Raw genomic sequence first — 18,124 nt, forward strand, 5'->3', positions numbered from 1 at the left:
GTTATTGTCCCGACGAAGAACGACGAAGCGCGAGCAGGTGCTCGAGCGAGAAGAGGATGATCGCAACCGCCGCGGGCATCGCGATCAGGTAGCGCACGCCTTCGGGCAGCCCGATGATCGGGATGCGGTCGCCCATCGTCTCGGCGGCCATGCTGCCGCAGCCGACCATGATCATCACCGCGAACGCCATCAGGCTCAGGTGCTGGATCCCGATGACCACGTTGCGCGCCTTCGGCGACAGCCGGCGCACGAGCGAATCGAGGCCGATATGGCCGCCGTCGCGCACCTTCATCGCCGCGCCGAACATCGCGATCACGATCACGAGCAGCAGCGCGATCGGCTCGACGAAATCCGGCGCGTTCTCGAACACGTAGCGCATCACGACCGCGTAGAACACCAGCACCGTGAGCACCGCGAGGCACGCCGACGCGATCACGGCCAGCACGCGGAACAGCACGTCGTTCACGCAGCTCAGGAACGGCGCGGCGTGCGGCCGCGCCGGCCCGGCGCCGTCCGGGGCGGCGGCCGACGAGCCGCCAGCCGCGGCGCCGTTCAGGGAAGTGCGACGCGTCACTTGGTGGCCTCGATCTCGTCGACGATCTGCTTCATCTGCGGCGTCTTTTCATACTTCGTCCACAGCGGCTGCATCGCCTTCACGAACGCCGCGCGGTCGATCTGCGCGGCCGGCAGGATCTTCGCGCCGCCCTTCGTCACCATCTGCTGCGCGGACGCCTCGCGCGCGGTCCACAGCTTCTGGTAGTACGGCACCGAATCGGCCGCCGCCTTCCGGATCGCCGCCTGCTCCTGCGGCGACAGCGTGTCCCAGATCTTCTTCGAGAACACCAGCACTTCCGGCGTCATCGCGTGCTGCGTCTCCGAGTAATCGGGCGCCACTTCGTAGTGCTTGGTTTCCTCGTACGACGGCAGGTTGTTTTCCGCCGCGTCGACGAGGCCCGTCTTCAGGCCCGTGTACACCTCGGCGAACGGCATCGGCGTCGGCGTGCCGCCCATCGCCTTGATCTCGTCGACCATCAGGTCGGACGGTTGCACGCGCACCTTCAGCCCCTTCATGTCGGCCGGCGTGCGCACCGGGCGCTTCGCGTAGATCGAGCGCGCGCCGCTCTCGTAGAACGTCAGCGCGATCATCCCCTTCGCGCTGAACGCATCGAGGATCTTCTGGCCGGCCGGGCCGTACATCGCCTTGCGGAAATGGTCGACGTCGCGGAACAGGAACGGAAACGACGGGATCAGCGATTCCGGCACGATCTCGTTGAACGACGCGCCGTTCACCCGCGCCATGTCGATCGCGCCGATCCGCACCTGGTCGACCGTGTCCTTCTCCGAGCCCAGCGCGCTGTTGCCGAACACCTTGATCGAATCCTTCCCGCCCGTCGCCTTCGACAGTTCGTCGCCCATGAACTTCACGGCCATGTTGGTCGGGAAGTTGTCGCCGTGCACGTCCGCCGAGCGGAACACGCGCGCCTGCGCGGACATCGCGAAGCCGGCCATCAATGCGACGGCCAGGGCGGTACGGGAGCCGGTGAATCGGTGCTTCATGGTGAGTCTCCTTGATGGTCGATCGTTGTTGTGCGGCGATCCGTCGGCAGGCACATGCGTCGGCGAGACGCTCCGCTGAACCGCAGAGTCATACGTCGTATGACGTGTCGAGCGAATGTACGTCGGTTAACCGTTTAACTCACTTGGTGCATACCCCTATGACCGTTACCATCAGGGGTTTTTGGCGTGAATCGGGGAATCGTTCCCTCTGTTTTTGCGCGTTTTTGGCGAAACGTTTTCCGGAAACGGGGCGGGATTCGGATCGAACAGGGGCGGGGCGATTTCCTGACGGCCAATCGCCTTCTTTCGTAGCGCCCCGTTTTGTTATAGGATGACTGACTACAGTGCGACCACGTCCACGCACTTTGCCGACCAAGTCCGAGCGTGCTCGGCCGGCTTGCCGCCTTGCCCGCAACGGCGGCGGCGGCACTCACCGCGTGCGGCCGCGGCGATTCGAGCGCCCGCCGCGCGCCAACCGGGCGTCAATGCCCGGTTGGCGAATACCCCTTCAACGTGATCGGGCTGTCGACTGCCTCGACCTCGCGCCTGCCGTCACGGCGAGCGCCTGAAATAATGCTGCGCCAGCGCGACCCAATAGCGGACGCCCGCCGGAATGATGTCGTCGTTGAAGTCGTATTTCGGGTGATGCAGCGACGGGGCATCCGTTCCGGCCGGCGCATTGCCGATCAGCACGTAAGCGCCGGGCCGCTCTTCCAGCATGAAGCCGAAGTCTTCGGACGTCATGTTCGGCGGCACGTCGCGCAACAGGCGGTCGTCGCCGAACGTGTCGCGAACGACCGTTTCGCACAGCGCCGTCTCGGCCGGCGTGTTGACGGTCGCCGGATAGTACTGGAAGAACTCGACGTCGACCTGCGCGCCATGCGCGGCGGCCAGCCCTTCGCATACGAGCCGGACATCGCGCTGCAGCCGTTGCTGCAATTCGGACGACAGCGTGCGAATCGTCCCGCGCAGCTCCGCGCTGTCCGGAATGACGTTGTCCGTCGTGCCCGCCTGGAACATGCAGACGGAAATGACGGCCGGATCGACCGGATCCTTGTGCCGCGCGGCGATGGTCTGGCACTGCAGCACCATCGCGCACGCGAGCGGCACCGGATCGATGCCCAGGTGCGGTTGAGCCGCGTGCGCGCCCTTGCCGGTGACCGTGATCCGGAAACGGGAACCCGCGGCCATGATCGGGCCGGTGCGCATCCCGAAATGCCCGGCCGGCAGGCCGGGCCAGTTGTGCATGCCGAATACGGCTTCCGTCGGGTAGCGATCGAACAGCCCGTCGTCGATCATCTTGCGCGCGCCCGCACCGCCCTCTTCCCCGGGCTGAAACACGAAATGCACGGCGCCCGGCAGCTGCGGCAAGTCCTTCAGGATGCGCGCGGCGCCGAGCAGCATGACGGTATGGCCGTCGTGCCCGCACGCATGCATGATTCCGTGCGTGCACGACGCATGCGCGAAGTCGTTCGCTTCGTGAATCGGCAATGCATCCAGATCCGCGCGCAGCACGATGCCGCGGCGCGGGTCCGCGCCGGGCAGGCTCGCGACGACGCCCGTGCCGCCGAGCCCGCGCGACACCGCGTAGCCGAGCGCCTCGAGCTCGCGGGCGACGACGTCGGCCGTCCGGTGTTCCTCGAATCGCAGTTCGGGGTGCGCATGCAGATCGCGGCGCAATGTCGCCCAGTGCGCGTGATGCAGGTCCAGCGACGTGTCGGGGATGACGATGTTTTCCAAGTCGGCACCTCTGCCAGGCAAACCGGTTCAAATCGGGACCGCCGCCGCATCGCGTGCGGCGACAGCTTCAGTCGTCGAATCCGAGGATCGACTTGATTTCCATATATTCCTCCATCCCTTCGATCCCGTACTCGCGGCCGTTGCCCGACTGCTTGTATCCGCCGAACGGCGCCTGCGGATCCCACGCCGGGTAGTTCAGGTGTACCTGGCCGGCCCGGATGCGCGCGGCCACCGCGCGCGCCTGCGCCTTGTCGGTGCCCTGCACATGCGCGCCCAGCCCGTAGACCGTGTCGTTCGCAATGGCGATCGCCTCGTCCACGGTATCGTAGGGAAGAATCGCGAGCACCGGACCGAAGATCTCCTGCTGCGCGATCGTCATGTCGGTGCGGACGTCGGAGAAAATCGTCGGCCGCGCATAAAAGCCCTTGTCGAACCCTTCCGGCCGGCCGGGACCGCCGGCGATCAGCTTCGCCCGTTCGTCGAGGCCCGCGTCGATCATCTGCGCGACCCGGCCGAATTGCGCGCGATTGGCAAGCGGCCCGTGCGTCGTCGTCTCCGCGAACGGATCGCCGACCACCAGTTTCTGCGCGGCCGCGAGAGCCAGCGCCTCGACCGTGCCGAGCAGGTTGCGCGGCACGATCATGCGGGTCGGCGCGCTGCACGACTGACCCATGTTCCGGAACGCGGCGGCCACGCCGGGCGCAATGGCCCGCTGCAGGTCCGCATCCGGCAAGACGATGTTCGGCGACTTGCCGCCCAGCTCCTGCGCGACGCGCTTGACGGTCGGCGCCGCCGCCTGCGCCACCAGCACGCCGGCACGCGTCGAGCCGGTGATCGACACCATGTCGACTTCCGGGTGCGAAGACAGCGCGGCGCCCACCACCGCGCCGTCGCCGCTCACCAGGTTGAATACGCCCGCGGGCACGCCCGCATCGGCGATCACTTCCGCGAACAGCAGCGCGCTGAGCGGCGACAGCTCGCTGGGTTTCAGCACGACCGTACAGCCGGCCGCGAGCGCCGGGCCGACCTTCGCCGTGATCTGGTAGATCGGCCAGTTCCACGGCGTGATCAGCGCGCACACGCCGATCGGCTCGCGCACGATCGCGGTCGTTCCCCGCCGCGAGACGAACGGATAACGCGCGAGATTGTCGCGCGCGACGCGGATATGCTCGGCCGCGAGCGGCACGTGCGCGGCGCGCGCATAGCTGATCGGCGCGCCCATTTCCGTGGCCAGCGCCGCGGCGAACAGCTCCGCGCGCTCCAGCATCAACGCATGCACGCGATCGAGCAGCGCGGCGCGCGCCTGCGGCGACGTGGCCGCCCACGGTTCGAAGGCCCTGCGCGCGGCGCTGACGGCCCGGTCGGCGTCACGCGCGTTGCCGAGCGGGATCTCGCACAGTCCGTCTTCGGTGGACGGGCTGACGACCACGAACCGGTCGCCGCCGTCGGGCACGACCCAGTCGCCGTCGATGAAGAGGCGATCGAGCCTTCCGTTTTGCATCAGGTGAACAACAGGAGAATTCATTGCAGCGTGTCCTTGAGTCGATACCAGGCACCGACGAACGGCAGGAACCAGGGTTTGCCGAAGTGCCCGGGAATGGCCGGCCAGTCGAAGTCTTTCCAGGGGTTGAGATCCGCGCGCCCGTCCATGATCTCCGCCATCAGCGTGCCCATCAGCGTGGCCATGTGCGTGCCGTGGCCGCTATAGCCCATCGCGTAGTACACGCCGTCGCGCTCGCCCGCGCGCGGTAGTCGGTTGGCGGTCATGTCGACCATCCCGCCCCAACAATAGTCGATGCGTACGCCGGCCAGTTCGGGAAACACGGCGGCCAGCTGCTGCCGCAGGATCGCCCCGCTCTTTTCGTCCGAACGCGGGTTCGACGCGGCGAACCGCGCGCGACCGCCGAACAGCATCCGGTTGTCGGGCGTGACGCGAAAGAAATTGACGAAGTTCTTCGTGTCGGTGACCATCCGGCGCGTCGGCAACAGCCGGTCGAGCAGGTCGTCCGGCAACGGCTCGGTGACGATGATGAACGCACCGACCGGCACGATCCTGCGGCGAATCCAGCCGAACGGGCCGACCTGCGAAATGCCGCTCGCGAGCAGCACCTGGCGCGCACGGATCTCGCCGAGCGGCGTACGCGCCGCGTAAGCGCCGCCCGCTTGCCGCTTCAGCCCGAGCACCGGCGCATGCTCGAGGACGTGCGCGCCGCGCGCTTGCGCGGCGCGTGCCAGGCCGCGCACGTAACGGCCGACGTGCATCCCGGCACTCTTGCCGAACAGCAGGCCGCCGTGATAACGGTCCGAGCCGATCTCGTCACGCAGCTCGGCTTTCGTCACCATGCGCGTGTCGGGATCCACGCTCGCCGCGAGCAGTGCCTGACTTCGCGCGAGCTTGTCGTAATGCTCAGGTTTCGCCGCGAGCTTGAGCTTGCCGCGGCGCACGAAATCGCAATCGATCGACTCCTCCCTGACCAGCCGCTCGACCGTGTCGACGCCTGCGTCGAACGCGCGATAGAGCCGATTGGCCAGTTCCGTGCCGATGCGCTGCGACAGCGCCGCGTAATCCTGCGCGAAGCCGTTGTTGCACATACCGCCGTTGCGTCCCGATGCCGCCTGCCCGACGGTGCCCGCCTCGCAGACGATCACGCGCGCCCCTTTCCTGGCCAGCGCCAGTGCGGCCGCCGAGCCGGTGATCCCGCCGCCCACCACCAGCACGTCGCAACTGCCGTCGCGCAACGCCGGCGAGTTGCTCGCAAATGGCTCCGACGTATCGAGCCAGTAGGAACCGAAACGCATCCGTCACTCCCAGGTGGCCGCGCCGGACGGTCAGGCCGGCGAAGGTTCGCCGCGCCGGTCCGGCCGCTCGCGTGCGAGCGTCGCGGCCTTGCATCAGAAATCGGCGACCTTGCCCCATGCGGAATCGCTGAACCGGGCCGGCTGGTACGGCACCGGATCGACCAGCGGCGGCGCGCCCGTCGCAAGATCCGCGATCAGGTGCCCGGCGCCCGGCCCGATCCCGAAGCCGTGGCCGGAAAAGCCCGCCGCGAGGATCAGCCCCGGCACGCCCGGCACTTCGCCGATGCCCGGCACGCCGTCCGGCGTGCTGTCGACGAACCCGGCCCACGCGTGCGTGATCTTCGCGTCGCGAAGTTCGGGCATCAGTTCGACGGCGCGGCGGTAGGTTTCGTGGACCGTCGACATGTCCGGCTTCGGATCCAGGATGCGGACCGCCTCCATCGGCGTCGGCGCATCGAGGCGCCAGCGCTTCAGCGTTTCATGACCGCCGCGCAGCCCTTCGAGCCCGCCCGGCAGCAGATTGCGCCAGCGCTTCGCGAACATCGGCACGAATTGCGGCGCGAATCGCAGGAACTGCGGCGTCAGGTCCACCCGAGCGCGGCCGCTGATCGCCAGCGCGTAGCGTCCGTCGCTGCGGCGCGTCACGGACACGCCGGACGTGTACATCGCATCCGGCAGCGGATGCTCGACCGGCGACACGCTCAGGATCGACTGACGGATCGACGCCTGCGGAAAACGGATGCCGAGCTGGCGGCAGAACGACGACGCCCAGGCACCGCCCGCGAGCACGACGGTCTTGGTCTTGATCACGCCGGACTCCGTGACGACGGCGCTCACGCGTCCGCCCTCGCGTTCGATGCCGCGCGCCGCGCAGTACTGGTGGACACTGCCGCCGAGCTTCATCAGCGCGGCGGCGACGGCCGGCGCGGCCTTTTCCGGGTCGGCCGTGCCGTCGGTCGGCGAAAACACGCCGCCTTTCCACGGCCGCCCGGTCGCGTGCCCGCGCTCGGTGGCCTGCTTGCCGTCGAGCATGTACGTCGCCACGCCCGCCGTCTTCGCGAACTCGCCCCAGCTGGCCCAGCGGGCCAGCTCGGCCTCGTCATTGCTCAGGTACAACAGGCCGCAGCGATGAAAGCCCGTGTCCTCGCCCGATTCGATCGCGAATCGTTCCCACAGGTCGATGCTCTTGCTTGCCATCGGCAACTCGCGCGCATCGCGGTTCTGCTGCCGGCACCAGCCCCAGTTGCGGCTCGACTGCTCGGCGCCGATGCGCCCCTTCTCGACGAGCGCGACCGATACGCCGCGCCGGGCGAGATAGTAGGCGGTGAAGACGCCGATGATGCCGCCGCCGATCACGACGACATCGGCCGAAGCCGGCAGCGTGGCCGGGGTTTCGATATGGCGTAGCGGAGGAGTCATGCTCAGGCTCGCTCGGTGGATGCGTTGACGGTCTGCACGACGTAGAACTTCGCCACGCGTTCGCTGCTTTCCCACCCGATCGGCGTGCCTTGCGGCACGAACAGCGCATCGCCGGCGCCGAGCGACAGCACGCTGCCGTCCGGCGCGGCGAACCGTACGTCGCCGTCCAGCAGGAACATGAATTCGTTCACGCGATGCGGCCGGACGATCCGGTGATAGGGCGTCGAATCCCACGTGCCCGCGCAGTACGCGGCGCCGTCGTCGACGAACACGTTATCGCTGCTGCACTGCGGCGCCGAGCCGAGCAGCACCTCCGCCGGCAGCGTGGCCGACGGCTTGAAGTCGGCATCGGCTCGCAGCGCGAACACGCCGCGCCGGGTCGGTGCCGCGCACGCGGCGGCGCAGAACGTGAACAGCACGCGCGATGCCGCGGTCACGCGCAGCGCCGTGCCGCCGCCGATCACGGCCCCGTCTCCCGGGCCCAGCACCAGCGGCGCGGCGCCGGCCGCTTCGAGCGTCAGCTCGCCCTCGATGATCGCGATGGTTTCGATGTGCGGAAAGCTCGCCACGTCGAGTTCACCGGCGAACGCGACACGTCCGGCGGCCATCGCGTCGGGACCTTCCCACGCGATCTCCCGGGCTTGCGCGAAAGGATCGTTCGCGCCGAACGCCTGCTGGCGAAATACGGTTGACGAAGGCGCGCCATCGGCGCGGTGCAACACGAAAACTGCGGTCATATCTGCTCCTGTGCGGCGCGCGGCGGTGCGGTTGAACGCCGCCGCGCGATATCGGAAATCGTCGTTCGCCGGCTCTGCCGCCGGACCTCCCCGGCATGCGAACCGTGCGTGTGTGCGCCTACGCCGCGTGACACGACGCTTCGCGGCGCTCGGCATGCCTGCGCGTCGAAGACGTGCGCGCCGTCGCACCGCCTGCCCGCGCGACCACGTAATCGCGCGGCGTGATCCCGAGCACCCGCCGGAAATGCCGGCACAGATGGCTCTGATCGAAGAAACCGACGTCGGTCGCGACGACCGACGGCGCGAGACCGGCGCGCAACAGGTCCTGCGCACGGCGTACCCGCACCAGGCACAGATACCGGTGCGGCGACAAGCCGGTTTCGCTGCGAAAGCGCGCGGTGAAACGCGACACGCTCAATCCGGCCACCGCCGCGAGCGTGTCGAGGTTCAGCGGCTGCGCGAACGATGCATCGATCGCGCGCAGCACGTCGCCGATCGCCGGCGAGACGGGCCGCGCGACACGAGACGAGCCAACGAGTTGCACTGTCATGTCGTATCCTCCCGGGCGCTCGCTTCAGTGCAGGAAATCCTGCATCCGGTAATACGCGCCGACGAGCGGCAGGAACCACGCGTGCCCGAAATGGCCCGGTATCGCCGGCCATTCGAGCTCGCGCCACGGGTTCGACGCGGCTGCGCCATACAGCACGTCGGCCATCACGCGGCCCATGTGCACCGACATCTGCACGCCGTGGCCGCTGTAGCCCATCGAGTAATAGAGCCCGTCGTGCTGGCCCGCGCGCGGCAGCCGGTCGGCGGTGATGTCGACGAGGCCGCCCCAGCAGTAGTCGAGCCGCACGTCGGCCAGTTCCGGAAAGTAGCCGGCCATGCCGGCGCGCAGGACGTCGCCGCTTTTCGTATCCGAGCGCGGGCTCGACATCGCGAAACGCGCGCGGCCGCCGAACAGCAGCCGGTTGTCGGGCGTCACGCGGAAGTAGTTGCCGATCTGGCGCGACGTCACGTACGCGCGGCGATGCGGGAACAGCCGGTTCAGTTGCGCGTCGGCCAGCGGCTCGGTGACGACGATGAAGCTGCCGACCGGCGCGATGCGCCGCCGGAACCACGCGAACGGGCCGTGCTGCGATGCGCCGGTCGCGACCAGCACGCGATCGGCGACGATCGTGCCGCGGGTGCTGGTGATCGAGTGACGCTCGCCGTCGAGCCGGTCGAGCTGCGTGACGGCCGCCTGCTCGTACACGCGTGCGCCGGCACGCACGGCCGCTTGCGCGAGGCCGACGCCGAACTTGCCCATGTGCATCTGCGCGCCGTTGCGCTGCAGGAGCCCGCCGTAGAAACCGTCGGATGCGATTTCATCGCGGATCCGCGACGGCTCGATCAGCTCGATGTCGGGATCGACGTCGCGGCGCAACGCATCGAAGGTCTTTTCGAGCCCGGCGAAGTGCTGCGGCTTCGCGGCGAGCTTCAGCTTGCCCGCGCGCCGGAAATCGCAATCGATCGCCTGTTCGGTCACGATCGTCTCGACGCTCTTCACCGCGCTTTCGTACGCGAGATAAAACTGCTTCGCCTGCGTGGCGCCAATGCGCGCGGCCAGCGACGCGTAGTCCTGCGCGACGCCCGTATTGCACTGGCCGCCGTTGCGGCCGGACGCCTCGCCGGCCACCTGCGCGGCTTCGAGCACGACCACCGACACGCCGCGCTGCGCGAGCGCGAGCGCCGCCGACAAGCCGGTGAAACCGCCGCCGATCACGACGACGTCGGCCCGCCCTTCGACGGGACCAACGCTTCCGGCACGAAACGCGGGGCGGGTATCCAGCCAGTACGATTCCAGTTTCATTGGATCCTTCTTGTGCATGCCGGCAATGTCGATCGGCGAACGTTCAATGAGAATCATTTAATCACCGTCAAAAACCGCAGTTGCCGCGTATTCGCGCGCGGCACGCGTGCAAATTGCCGTTTTGCGCAACCGCCGCAGCAGACTATGCGGCGAGCCGTCCACCGCACCGCGCGATGAACGGTTCGCGCGCCTCGCACTACAGCTGTACCGGCGCGACGCCAGCGGAAATCGGCTCCGCCTGGAAGCGCGCGAGATCTTCCTCGCTGCGATGGCACAGCACCTGCGCGCCGTTCCCGAGCGTGCGCAGCGACGGGGCCGTGCGGTTGCACACGCCGTCCACACGCATCGCGCAGCGCGACAGGAACGGACACAGCTCGGCCTCGTTCTCGCGCTCGCCGATCGGCACCAGCGGCCGGTGGCAACGCTCGGCCGCATCGTCGAGCCAGCCCGCGCGCAACTCCGGCGCGGACGACACCAGCAAGTGCGAATACGGGTGATAAGGCGGCGCGCACAGCGCGTCGCGGCTGCCCGTCTCCACACGGCGGCCCGCATACAGCACGACGATGTCGTCGCTGATCGCGCGCACCTTCGCGATGTCGTGCGTGATGAACACGTACGACACGCCGAGCTTCGCCTGCAGGTCGCGCAGCAGCTCGATGATCGCGGCGCCGACCACGGTGTCGAGCGCCGACGTGACCTCGTCGCACAGGATCAGGTCGGGCTCGGCCGCGAGCGCGCGCGCGAGGTTCACGCGCTGCTTCTGGCCGCCCGACAGCTCGCCGGTACGCCGCGAGGCCACCGCCGGCGGTAGCCGCACGAGTTCGAGCAGCTCCGCGACGCGCTGCCGCGCACGCGCGCCCTTGATGCCGTGATAGAACGCGAGCGGCCGTGCGAGCGTGCGCTCGACGGTATGCACCGGGTTGAGCGCGGTATCGGCGTTCTGGAACACGATCTGCACGCGGCGGTGCTGCTCCTTGGTGCGCTTGACGATATCGAGCGCGAGCGGCTCGCCGTCGAGCAGGATCTTGCCGCCCGTCGCCGGCACGAGGCCCGCGATCACCTTCGCGAGCGTGGTCTTGCCGGAGCCCGATTCGCCGATCACGCCGACCGTCTGGCCGCGCCCGATGCGCAGGTCGACTTCGTGCAGGATCACCTTCGCGGGCCACCCTTTGGCGGTACGGCCGCCGTAGCCGGCGATCGCGCCGCGCACGTCGAGCAGCGGCGTCGGCGCGGCCGGCTCCGGTGCTTGCCCCTGCGCGTCGCGTTCGGCATCGTTCGGCGTGACCGCCGCGATCAGGCTCTGCGTGTACGGGTGCGTCGGCGCATGCAGGATCTGTTCGGTGTCGCCCGCCTCGCGGATCACACCGTCGCTCAGCACGACGATCCGGTCGGCCATCTGCGCGACCACGGCCAGGTCGTGGGACACGTACACCGCACTCATCCCGTAGCGCCGGATCACGCTCTTGAACGCCTGCAGCACGTCGATCTGCGTGGTCACGTCGAGCGCGGTGGTCGGCTCGTCGAGGATCACCAGCTCCGGATCCGTGATCAGCGCCATCGCGGCCATCAGCCGCTGCAGTTGACCGCCCGATACCTGGTGCGGATAGCGCTTGCCGATCGTCTCCGGCTCCGGCAGCGCGAGCGCGCGAAACAGCTCGATCGCCTTCGCCTGCGCGTCGCGCTTCGTCATCGTCTTGTGGATCAGCGCGCTCTCGATCACCTGGTCGAGAATCGTGCGCGACGGGTTGAACGCGGCGGCCGCGCTCTGCGCGATATACGCGACCTTGCGGCCGCGCAGCGCGGTCAGCGCCGCTGCGGAAAGCGTGCACACGTCGGTGCCGTCGAGCTTCACCGAGCCGCCGGCGATCCGGCATCCGGCGCGCGCATGGCCCATCAGCGACAGCGCGATCGTCGTCTTGCCGGAGCCCGATTCGCCGATCAGCGCGAGCACCTCGCCGCGCGCGATGTCGAAGTCGACACCGTGGACGATTGTCGTTTCCTCGCCGCCCGGCCGGCCGCCGACCACGCGCAGCCCGCGCACCTCGACGAGCGGGTTCGATTCGTGTCGCATCAGTGTCCTCCGGCGGCGCCGGCCGCGCCCTTGCGGCGGCCGCGATGCGGCAGGCCGTCGATCATCAGGTTGACGCCCACCGTCAGGATCGCGATCGCGACCGCGGGCACGATCGCGACGGCCGAGCCGTCGCCGAGGCTCGCGATGTTCTCGCGCACGAGCGAGCCGAGGTCCGCGTACGGCGGTTGCACGCCGAGCCCGAGAAAGCTCAGGCCGCTCAGCAGCAGCACGACGAACGTGAAGCGCAGCCCGGTGTCCGCCAGCATCGGGTGGATCATGTTCGGCAGCATCTCGACGCACGCGATGTACAGCGCGCTTTCGCCGCGTGCGCGCGCGACCTGCACGAATTCCAGCGTGCTGATGTTGACGGCGAGCGCGCGCGCGATCCGGTACGAGCCGGGCATGTAGCTGACCGCGGCGGTAAGGACCAGCAGCGGCAACGACGAGCCGAACGCGGCGACGAACATCAGCGCGAACATCTTCGACGGAATCGACGTGAGCGCGTCGAGCAGCCGGCTCATCGTCTCGTCGACCGCGCGGCCCGACACGGTCGCGAGCAACCCGAGCGTCGTGCCGGTCACGGCGGCGAGCAGCACCGCGGCCAGCGCGAGCAGCACGGTCAGCCGCGCGCCGTACAGGATCCGGCTCAGCATGTCGCGGCCGAGGAAGTCGGAGCCGAACGGCAGCTTCGCGCTGAACGGCGCGAACACGTCCGGCGTGACGATCGCGCCGACGTCGTGCGGCGCGAGCAGCGGCGCGAACACGGCGATGAACAGCATCAGGCCGACCATCGCCAGACCGACGCGGCCGCCGGTCGTCAAGGCGATGCGCGCGGGGCGGCGCTTGCGCGGCTGGTCGGGGGCAGGCGCGGCCGGCGGCATGCTGCCCCGCCCCAGGGGCGGGTCGTCGGATGGCGGCAGCGGGCTGCTGCGTTGTACGGGTTCGATCGGTTGCATGGGCGGCATCTCGGAAGGAAGACGAAACACTCAGGTGCGCAGTCGCGGGTTCGACACGATCGAGCACAGGTCGGCGAACAGCACGAGCGTCAGGTAAGCGACGCAGAAGATCAGCGTGCACGCCTGGACCAACGGGAAATCGCGGTTGCTGACGGCGTCGACCATCAGGCTCGCGAGGCCCGGATAGTTGAAGATCGTCTCGACGACGATCACGCCGCCGAGCAGATACGACAGGCTCAGCGCGATTGCATTGGCGATCGGGCCGATCGCGTTCGGCAGCGCATGGCGCAGCACGACGCGCGCGGGGCTTGCGCCCTTCAACGTGGCCATCTCGACGTACGACGCGCTCAGTTGCTCGATCACCGCGGCGCGCGTCATGCGCGCCATCTGCGCGATCACGACCGCGCACAGCGTCAACACCGGCATCGCATACGCACGCAGGAAATCGTGCAGGCTCTCGATCGGGCCGCTGTACGACAGCGCGGACAGCCAGTGCAGCTTCACCGCGAACACGAGCACGGCGACCGTCGCGATCAGGAATTCCGGCGTCGCGACGAGCGACAGCGTGCCGAGGCTGATCACGCGGTCGACCACCGTCTCGCGCTTGACCGCCGCGAGGATGCCGAGCAGCAGCGCGATCGGCACCGACACGGCGGTCGTGATCGCCGCAAGCGCGAGCGACTTCGGCAGGCGGCCGCCGATCAGCTCCGACACCGGCATGTCGCCGGACAGCGACCGGCCGAAATCGCCGTGCAACAGCCCGGCGAGCCAGTGCACGTAACGGACGTGCGCCGGCATGTCGAGACCGAACTGCTGGCGCAGCGCGGCGACCGTTTCCGGCGTCGCCGACTGGCCGAGCGCGGCCTGCGCGGCGTCGCCCGGCAGCAGGTTCGTGATCGTGAAGATGATCGCGGACACGATCAGCAGCGTCAGCGCGGTGACCGCGATGCGCCGGCCGATCAGCCCGATGAGAATTCGGTTCATGGAGCAGCACTCCCGAAAAAACCGTGCGTGGCCGGCGCGGGGGCCCGCACCGGCCGCGCGACGGCGGCCAGCCACGACGTCACGCGTTCCACCACACGTTCTCGGCGAACATGAAGCCCATCATCCCGCCGGTCGGGATCGAACCGAGGCCCGCGAGCCGCTTGTCGTACCCGTCGAGGAAGCTGATGAACGCCGGAATGCCGACCCGGCCCTGCTGCGCCACGATTACCTGCATGTCGCCGTACATCTGCTTGCGCTTCGCGTCGTCGGTTTCCGAACGCGCGGCGAGCAGCAACTGGTCGAACTTCGCGTTCTTCCAGCCCGATTCGTTCCACGGCGCATCCGACTTGAAGAACTGCGTGAACAGCACGTCGGCGCTCGAACGCGGGTTGATGTTGCCGAACGTGAGCGGGTGCTTCATCCAGTGGTTCGACCAGTAGCCGTCGGGCGACGCGCGGTTGACCTGCAGGTTCAGCCCGATCTTCTGGCCGGCCTGCTGCAGCAGCACGGCCATTTCGATCGACCCGTTCGCGTCGGACGTCGCATAGATCGGCGGCAGCGTGGTGCCGAGCGCGCCCGCCTTCTGGAGCAGGAATTTCGCCTTGTCAGGATCGTGCGCCCGCTGCGGCAGCGACGCGTTGAAGTAGCGATGCCCCGGCGGGATCGGCTGGTCGTTGCCGATCACCGAGTAGCCGCGGAACACCGCCGTGCGGATCTGCTCGCGATCGAACAGGTACTTCATCCCTTCGACGAAATCGGGATTCGAGACGATCGGGTTGTCGCTGCGCATGATCAGGTCGGTATAGAGGCCCGACTTGGTTTCCTTCAGCGCGTAGCCCGGCGTCGACGAGACCCGCTGCGTCGAGCGCGGATCGATCGCGTTGATCAGGTGCACGTCGCCCGACAGCAGCGCGTTCAGGCGCGCGGCGCTGTCGCCGATGCCGATCAGCTCGATCTCGTCGAGATACGGCCTGCCCGGCTTGAAGTAGCTGTCATTGCGCACGCCGATGGTCGCCACGCCCGGCTTGAACGACTTCAGCTTGTACGGGCCGCAGCCGATACCGGTGCTGAAGTCGGTCGTGCCGTCCTTGACGATCACGAGCTGCGGCGTCGCGAGGATCACCGGCAGATCGGCGTTCGCGCTCACGAGCGTCAGCGTGACTTCGTCGGGCCCGGTTGCCTTCGCATCCGCGAACTGTTCGGCGAGCGGCTTGACCTTCGACGCGGTGGCCGGGTTCTTGTGGCGCATCAGCGAAAACACCACGTCGGCCGGGCCGACGGGCTTGCCGTCGTGGAACGTGACGCCCTTGCGCAGCTTGATGATCCACGTCTTCGCATCGGTCGTCTGCAGCGACTCGGCGAGGTTCATCTGCGGCGTGAGGCTCGCATCGAGCTGCGTGAGACCGCTGTAGAACATGAAGAAACGGGTGTAGTCCGCGCCCGTCGAGCCCTTGGCCGGATCGAGCGTATCGGCCGTCGAGCCGGCTTCGTTCGCGACCCGGATCTTGCCGCCGCGCTTCGGCGCGGGCGCGGCGAATGCCGACTGCGCATCCATCAGCAGCCCGCCGCCGCCGACGGCCATCATGCCGCTCGCCGCCATGACCCGCATCATGTCGCGGCGCGTGAAGCCGCCCTTGCCGTCATTGTCGATATCGTCGCTCATCCGAACTGCTCCTGACTGTGGGAAGTGGGTCCAAGGGTCCAGCGTGGTTGTTCAATCCCGCCGCGCCCGCTTGCTGGTGGCGGGCGCGACGTCGTACACATGCAGTTCATTTAAGCATCGCCAAAATGCGGTTTGTCGCGATTCGGGCGGCCCGCACGATACGAATCGACCGTTTTGAGCCGCCCGCGCAGCATGAATTGCTGCGTGCGCGCATGTGTCGTCGTGCGCCCGGCGGCGTGTCGCGGCGGCTGCCCGACCCGTGTCGATACAGGAAATCGTAAGGCCGCAGCCGCCGCAGATTGCGCCGACAAAATTGCCCGTTCGGCATCCGGCGCGCGTTTGACTCACGCAAACCGCACGTTTGTGTCGAATGTGTGTGCGCGTGCCCAAGACGGTCGAAACGAGCGGCACGTTGCGGCGGATCGCCGCACGCACGAGCGGCGACGATGGGGATCGCGACGGGACGTCGCGCAGGAAAGTTCGGAAGAATGCCGCTCGATCGGAACGGCTTGGCGGGAAGACGGGAAGATGACGGGACTGCCCGGAAACCGGGCCCGTGCAGCCGTCAGGCGCCGCGGCCGCGAGCGGCGATGCATGCGTCACCGGGCATGTCGGCGCGCTCGCCGGCGCGGCGCCCAGGCGGCAGGATGATGCGCCCCCGCGAGCGGACGGCGCGAAGCCGTCACGCAGCGAGCCGGAATACCGATACGGCGGCCCGCAGGCGCGCCGCCTGCTCGTCCAGCGACGAGGCGGCGGCCGCTGCCTGCTCGACGAGCGCGGCGTTCTGCTGGGTGACTTCATCCATTTGCGCGACGGCCAGCCCGATTTGTTCGATGCCGGTGCTTTGCTCCGCCGATGCCGCGGAAATCTCGCCCATGATGTCCGCCACCCGGTCGATCGACCGGACGATCTCGGTCATGCGCTCGCCGGCCGTCTCGACGAGCCGGCTGCCGCTGCCGGCCCGCTCGACCGACGCGTCGATCAATCCCTTGATGTCCTTCGCGGCCGCCGCGCTGCGCTGCGCGAGCGAGCGGACTTCCGATGCGACGACGGCGAACCCCCGCCCCTCCTCGCCGGCCCGCGCGGCTTCCACCGCGGCGTTGAGCGCGAGAATGTTGGTCTGGAATGCGATGCTTTCGATGACGACGGTAATGTCGGCGATCCGCACCGATCCGTCCGAAATCTGCCGCATCGTTTCGACGACCGCGTGCACGGCGGCGCCGCCGAGCTCGGTCGCATCCTTGGCCTGGGCCACGAGCGCATTCGCCTGGCGCGCGTTGTCGGCGTTCTGTTTGACCGTGGACGTGATCTGCTCCATGCTCGCCGCCGTTTCCTGCAGCGACGCGGCCTGCTGCTCCGTGCGCTGCGACAGATCCAGGTTGCCTTGCGCGATCTCGCCGGTGCCGGTGGCGATCGAGTGGGTCGTGGTCTGGATCTCGGCGATGGTGTCGGTCAGCCGCGCCTTCATGTCGCCCAGCGCGACGAGCAGGCTGCCGGGCGCGGCGTGCGCCGTATCGAACTGCACGTCCAGTTCACCGGCGGCGATGCGGGCGGCGATCTGCGTCGCATGCGCGGGTTCCCCGCCCAGCGTGCGCCTGACGCTGCGCAGCACGCCCCATGCGATGGCCGCGAGCGCCGCGGCGATGACGAGCGCGACGGCGCCCAGCACCATCGCGAGCCGGGCAAACGCCGCGTTGATGTCGTCGTAGAAAAATCCCGTGCCGATCCACCAGTTCCAGTCCGGAATCGCGACCACGCCCTGCAGCTTCGGCTCCAGGTCCGCGTCGGGGCTGCGCTTGACCAGCACGTCGACGAGCGCGAAATGCGCCTGCGCCATCCCCGCGCGGTACGCCTCGCTGTCGGTCATGCCGCTGGTCGCGCGGTTGCCTTTCGCGCGCGTGCCGATGAATTTCGCGTTCGGGTGCACGAGGTTGACGCCGTCGGACGTCGTGACCCAGAAGTAGCTCTTCGAATTCGCGTTGAGCGCCGCCAGCGCAGCCTTGGCCTGCTGCTGCGCCTGCTCCTGCGTGAGCGTGCCGCTCGTCTGCATCGCGCGATACGAATCGACCAGATGCTCGGCCTTGGTCAGCAGAATGACGATCTCTTCGCGGCGGCTGTCGATCAGCGCGTCGCGCAGCGTGTGCAGCGACAACGCGGCCAGCAGGACGACGCCGAGCAGCGCCGCGGCGACGAGCATCAGCAGTTTGGTGGACAACTTCATGCGGGGGCCTCGAAATATTAACCGTTCGGTACATATATCGGCCCGGGCGGCCCCGCCTTGAACGACTCAATATCGGTAATTACCCTCATTTCGTGCGCTGACCGAACGCGCCGGGACGCGACGGC

General features: G+C 68.4%; 14 protein-coding genes. All 14 read right to left on the reverse strand.

Annotated elements, in window-relative coordinates; genetic code table 11:
* Window position 1: 1 nt before the first annotated feature.
* A complete protein-coding gene (locus AC0KUR_RS10260; protein WP_473375831.1) occupies window positions 2-574 on the reverse strand; it encodes a TRAP transporter small permease in 573 nt (190 codons plus the stop codon).
* Complete coding sequence (locus tag AC0KUR_RS10265; protein WP_367190477.1) at window positions 571-1,557, reverse strand: TRAP transporter substrate-binding protein; 987 nt, start codon at window positions 1,555-1,557, stop codon at window positions 571-573. Before AC0KUR_RS10265 ends, AC0KUR_RS10260 begins: the two co-directional genes overlap by 4 nt.
* 552 nt (window positions 1,558-2,109) lie before the next feature.
* A complete protein-coding gene (locus AC0KUR_RS10270; protein WP_034191860.1) occupies window positions 2,110-3,297 on the reverse strand; it encodes a M20 aminoacylase family protein in 1,188 nt (395 codons plus the stop codon).
* A 67-nt stretch (window positions 3,298-3,364) separates the two neighbouring features.
* Entirely contained in the window at window positions 3,365-4,822 is a 1,458-nt protein-coding gene (locus AC0KUR_RS10275; RefSeq protein WP_059562497.1) for an aldehyde dehydrogenase family protein, read from the reverse strand.
* The gene (locus AC0KUR_RS10280) at window positions 4,819-6,096 is read right to left on the reverse strand and encodes an NAD(P)/FAD-dependent oxidoreductase (RefSeq protein WP_200161445.1); all 1,278 of its coding nucleotides are present in this window, start codon (window positions 6,094-6,096) and stop codon (window positions 4,819-4,821) included. The genes AC0KUR_RS10275 and AC0KUR_RS10280 overlap by 4 nt, the downstream gene beginning before the upstream one ends.
* 93 nt (window positions 6,097-6,189) lie before the next feature.
* Complete coding sequence (locus tag AC0KUR_RS10285; protein WP_027791938.1) at window positions 6,190-7,515, reverse strand: NAD(P)/FAD-dependent oxidoreductase; 1,326 nt, start codon at window positions 7,513-7,515, stop codon at window positions 6,190-6,192.
* A gap of 2 nt (window positions 7,516-7,517) precedes the next feature.
* Complete coding sequence (locus AC0KUR_RS10290; RefSeq protein ID WP_473375832.1) at window positions 7,518-8,252, reverse strand: cupin domain-containing protein; 735 nt, start codon at window positions 8,250-8,252, stop codon at window positions 7,518-7,520.
* A gap of 118 nt (window positions 8,253-8,370) precedes the next feature.
* The gene (locus AC0KUR_RS10295) at window positions 8,371-8,802 is read right to left on the reverse strand and encodes a helix-turn-helix domain-containing protein (RefSeq protein ID WP_027791940.1); all 432 of its coding nucleotides are present in this window, start codon (window positions 8,800-8,802) and stop codon (window positions 8,371-8,373) included.
* 24 nt (window positions 8,803-8,826) lie between these two features.
* Window positions 8,827-10,104 (reverse strand): NAD(P)/FAD-dependent oxidoreductase, encoded by a 1,278-nt coding sequence (locus tag AC0KUR_RS10300; RefSeq protein WP_034192031.1) that lies wholly within the window; start codon window positions 10,102-10,104, stop codon window positions 8,827-8,829.
* 196 nt (window positions 10,105-10,300) lie between these two features.
* Entirely contained in the window at window positions 10,301-12,175 is a 1,875-nt protein-coding gene (locus AC0KUR_RS10305) for an ABC transporter ATP-binding protein (RefSeq protein ID WP_034191864.1), read from the reverse strand.
* Window positions 12,175-13,131, reverse strand: coding sequence for an ABC transporter permease (locus AC0KUR_RS10310; RefSeq protein WP_226252571.1), 957 nt, complete (start codon window positions 13,129-13,131; stop codon window positions 12,175-12,177). The genes AC0KUR_RS10305 and AC0KUR_RS10310 overlap by 1 nt, the downstream gene beginning before the upstream one ends.
* A 30-nt stretch (window positions 13,132-13,161) precedes the next feature.
* Window positions 13,162-14,115, reverse strand: coding sequence for an ABC transporter permease (locus tag AC0KUR_RS10315; protein WP_034191866.1), 954 nt, complete (start codon window positions 14,113-14,115; stop codon window positions 13,162-13,164).
* Between the two features lie 79 nt (window positions 14,116-14,194).
* Window positions 14,195-15,778: an ABC transporter substrate-binding protein gene (locus tag AC0KUR_RS10320; RefSeq protein ID WP_034191867.1), complete on the reverse strand. Its 1,584-nt coding sequence runs from the start codon at window positions 15,776-15,778 to the stop codon at window positions 14,195-14,197.
* A 682-nt stretch (window positions 15,779-16,460) separates the two neighbouring features.
* The gene (locus tag AC0KUR_RS10325) at window positions 16,461-17,999 is read right to left on the reverse strand and encodes a methyl-accepting chemotaxis protein (RefSeq protein WP_473375833.1); all 1,539 of its coding nucleotides are present in this window, start codon (window positions 17,997-17,999) and stop codon (window positions 16,461-16,463) included.
* Window positions 18,000-18,124 lie beyond the last annotated feature (125 nt).

The sequence above is a fragment of the Burkholderia sp. YHN3-13 genome (genome assembly GCF_055810675.1).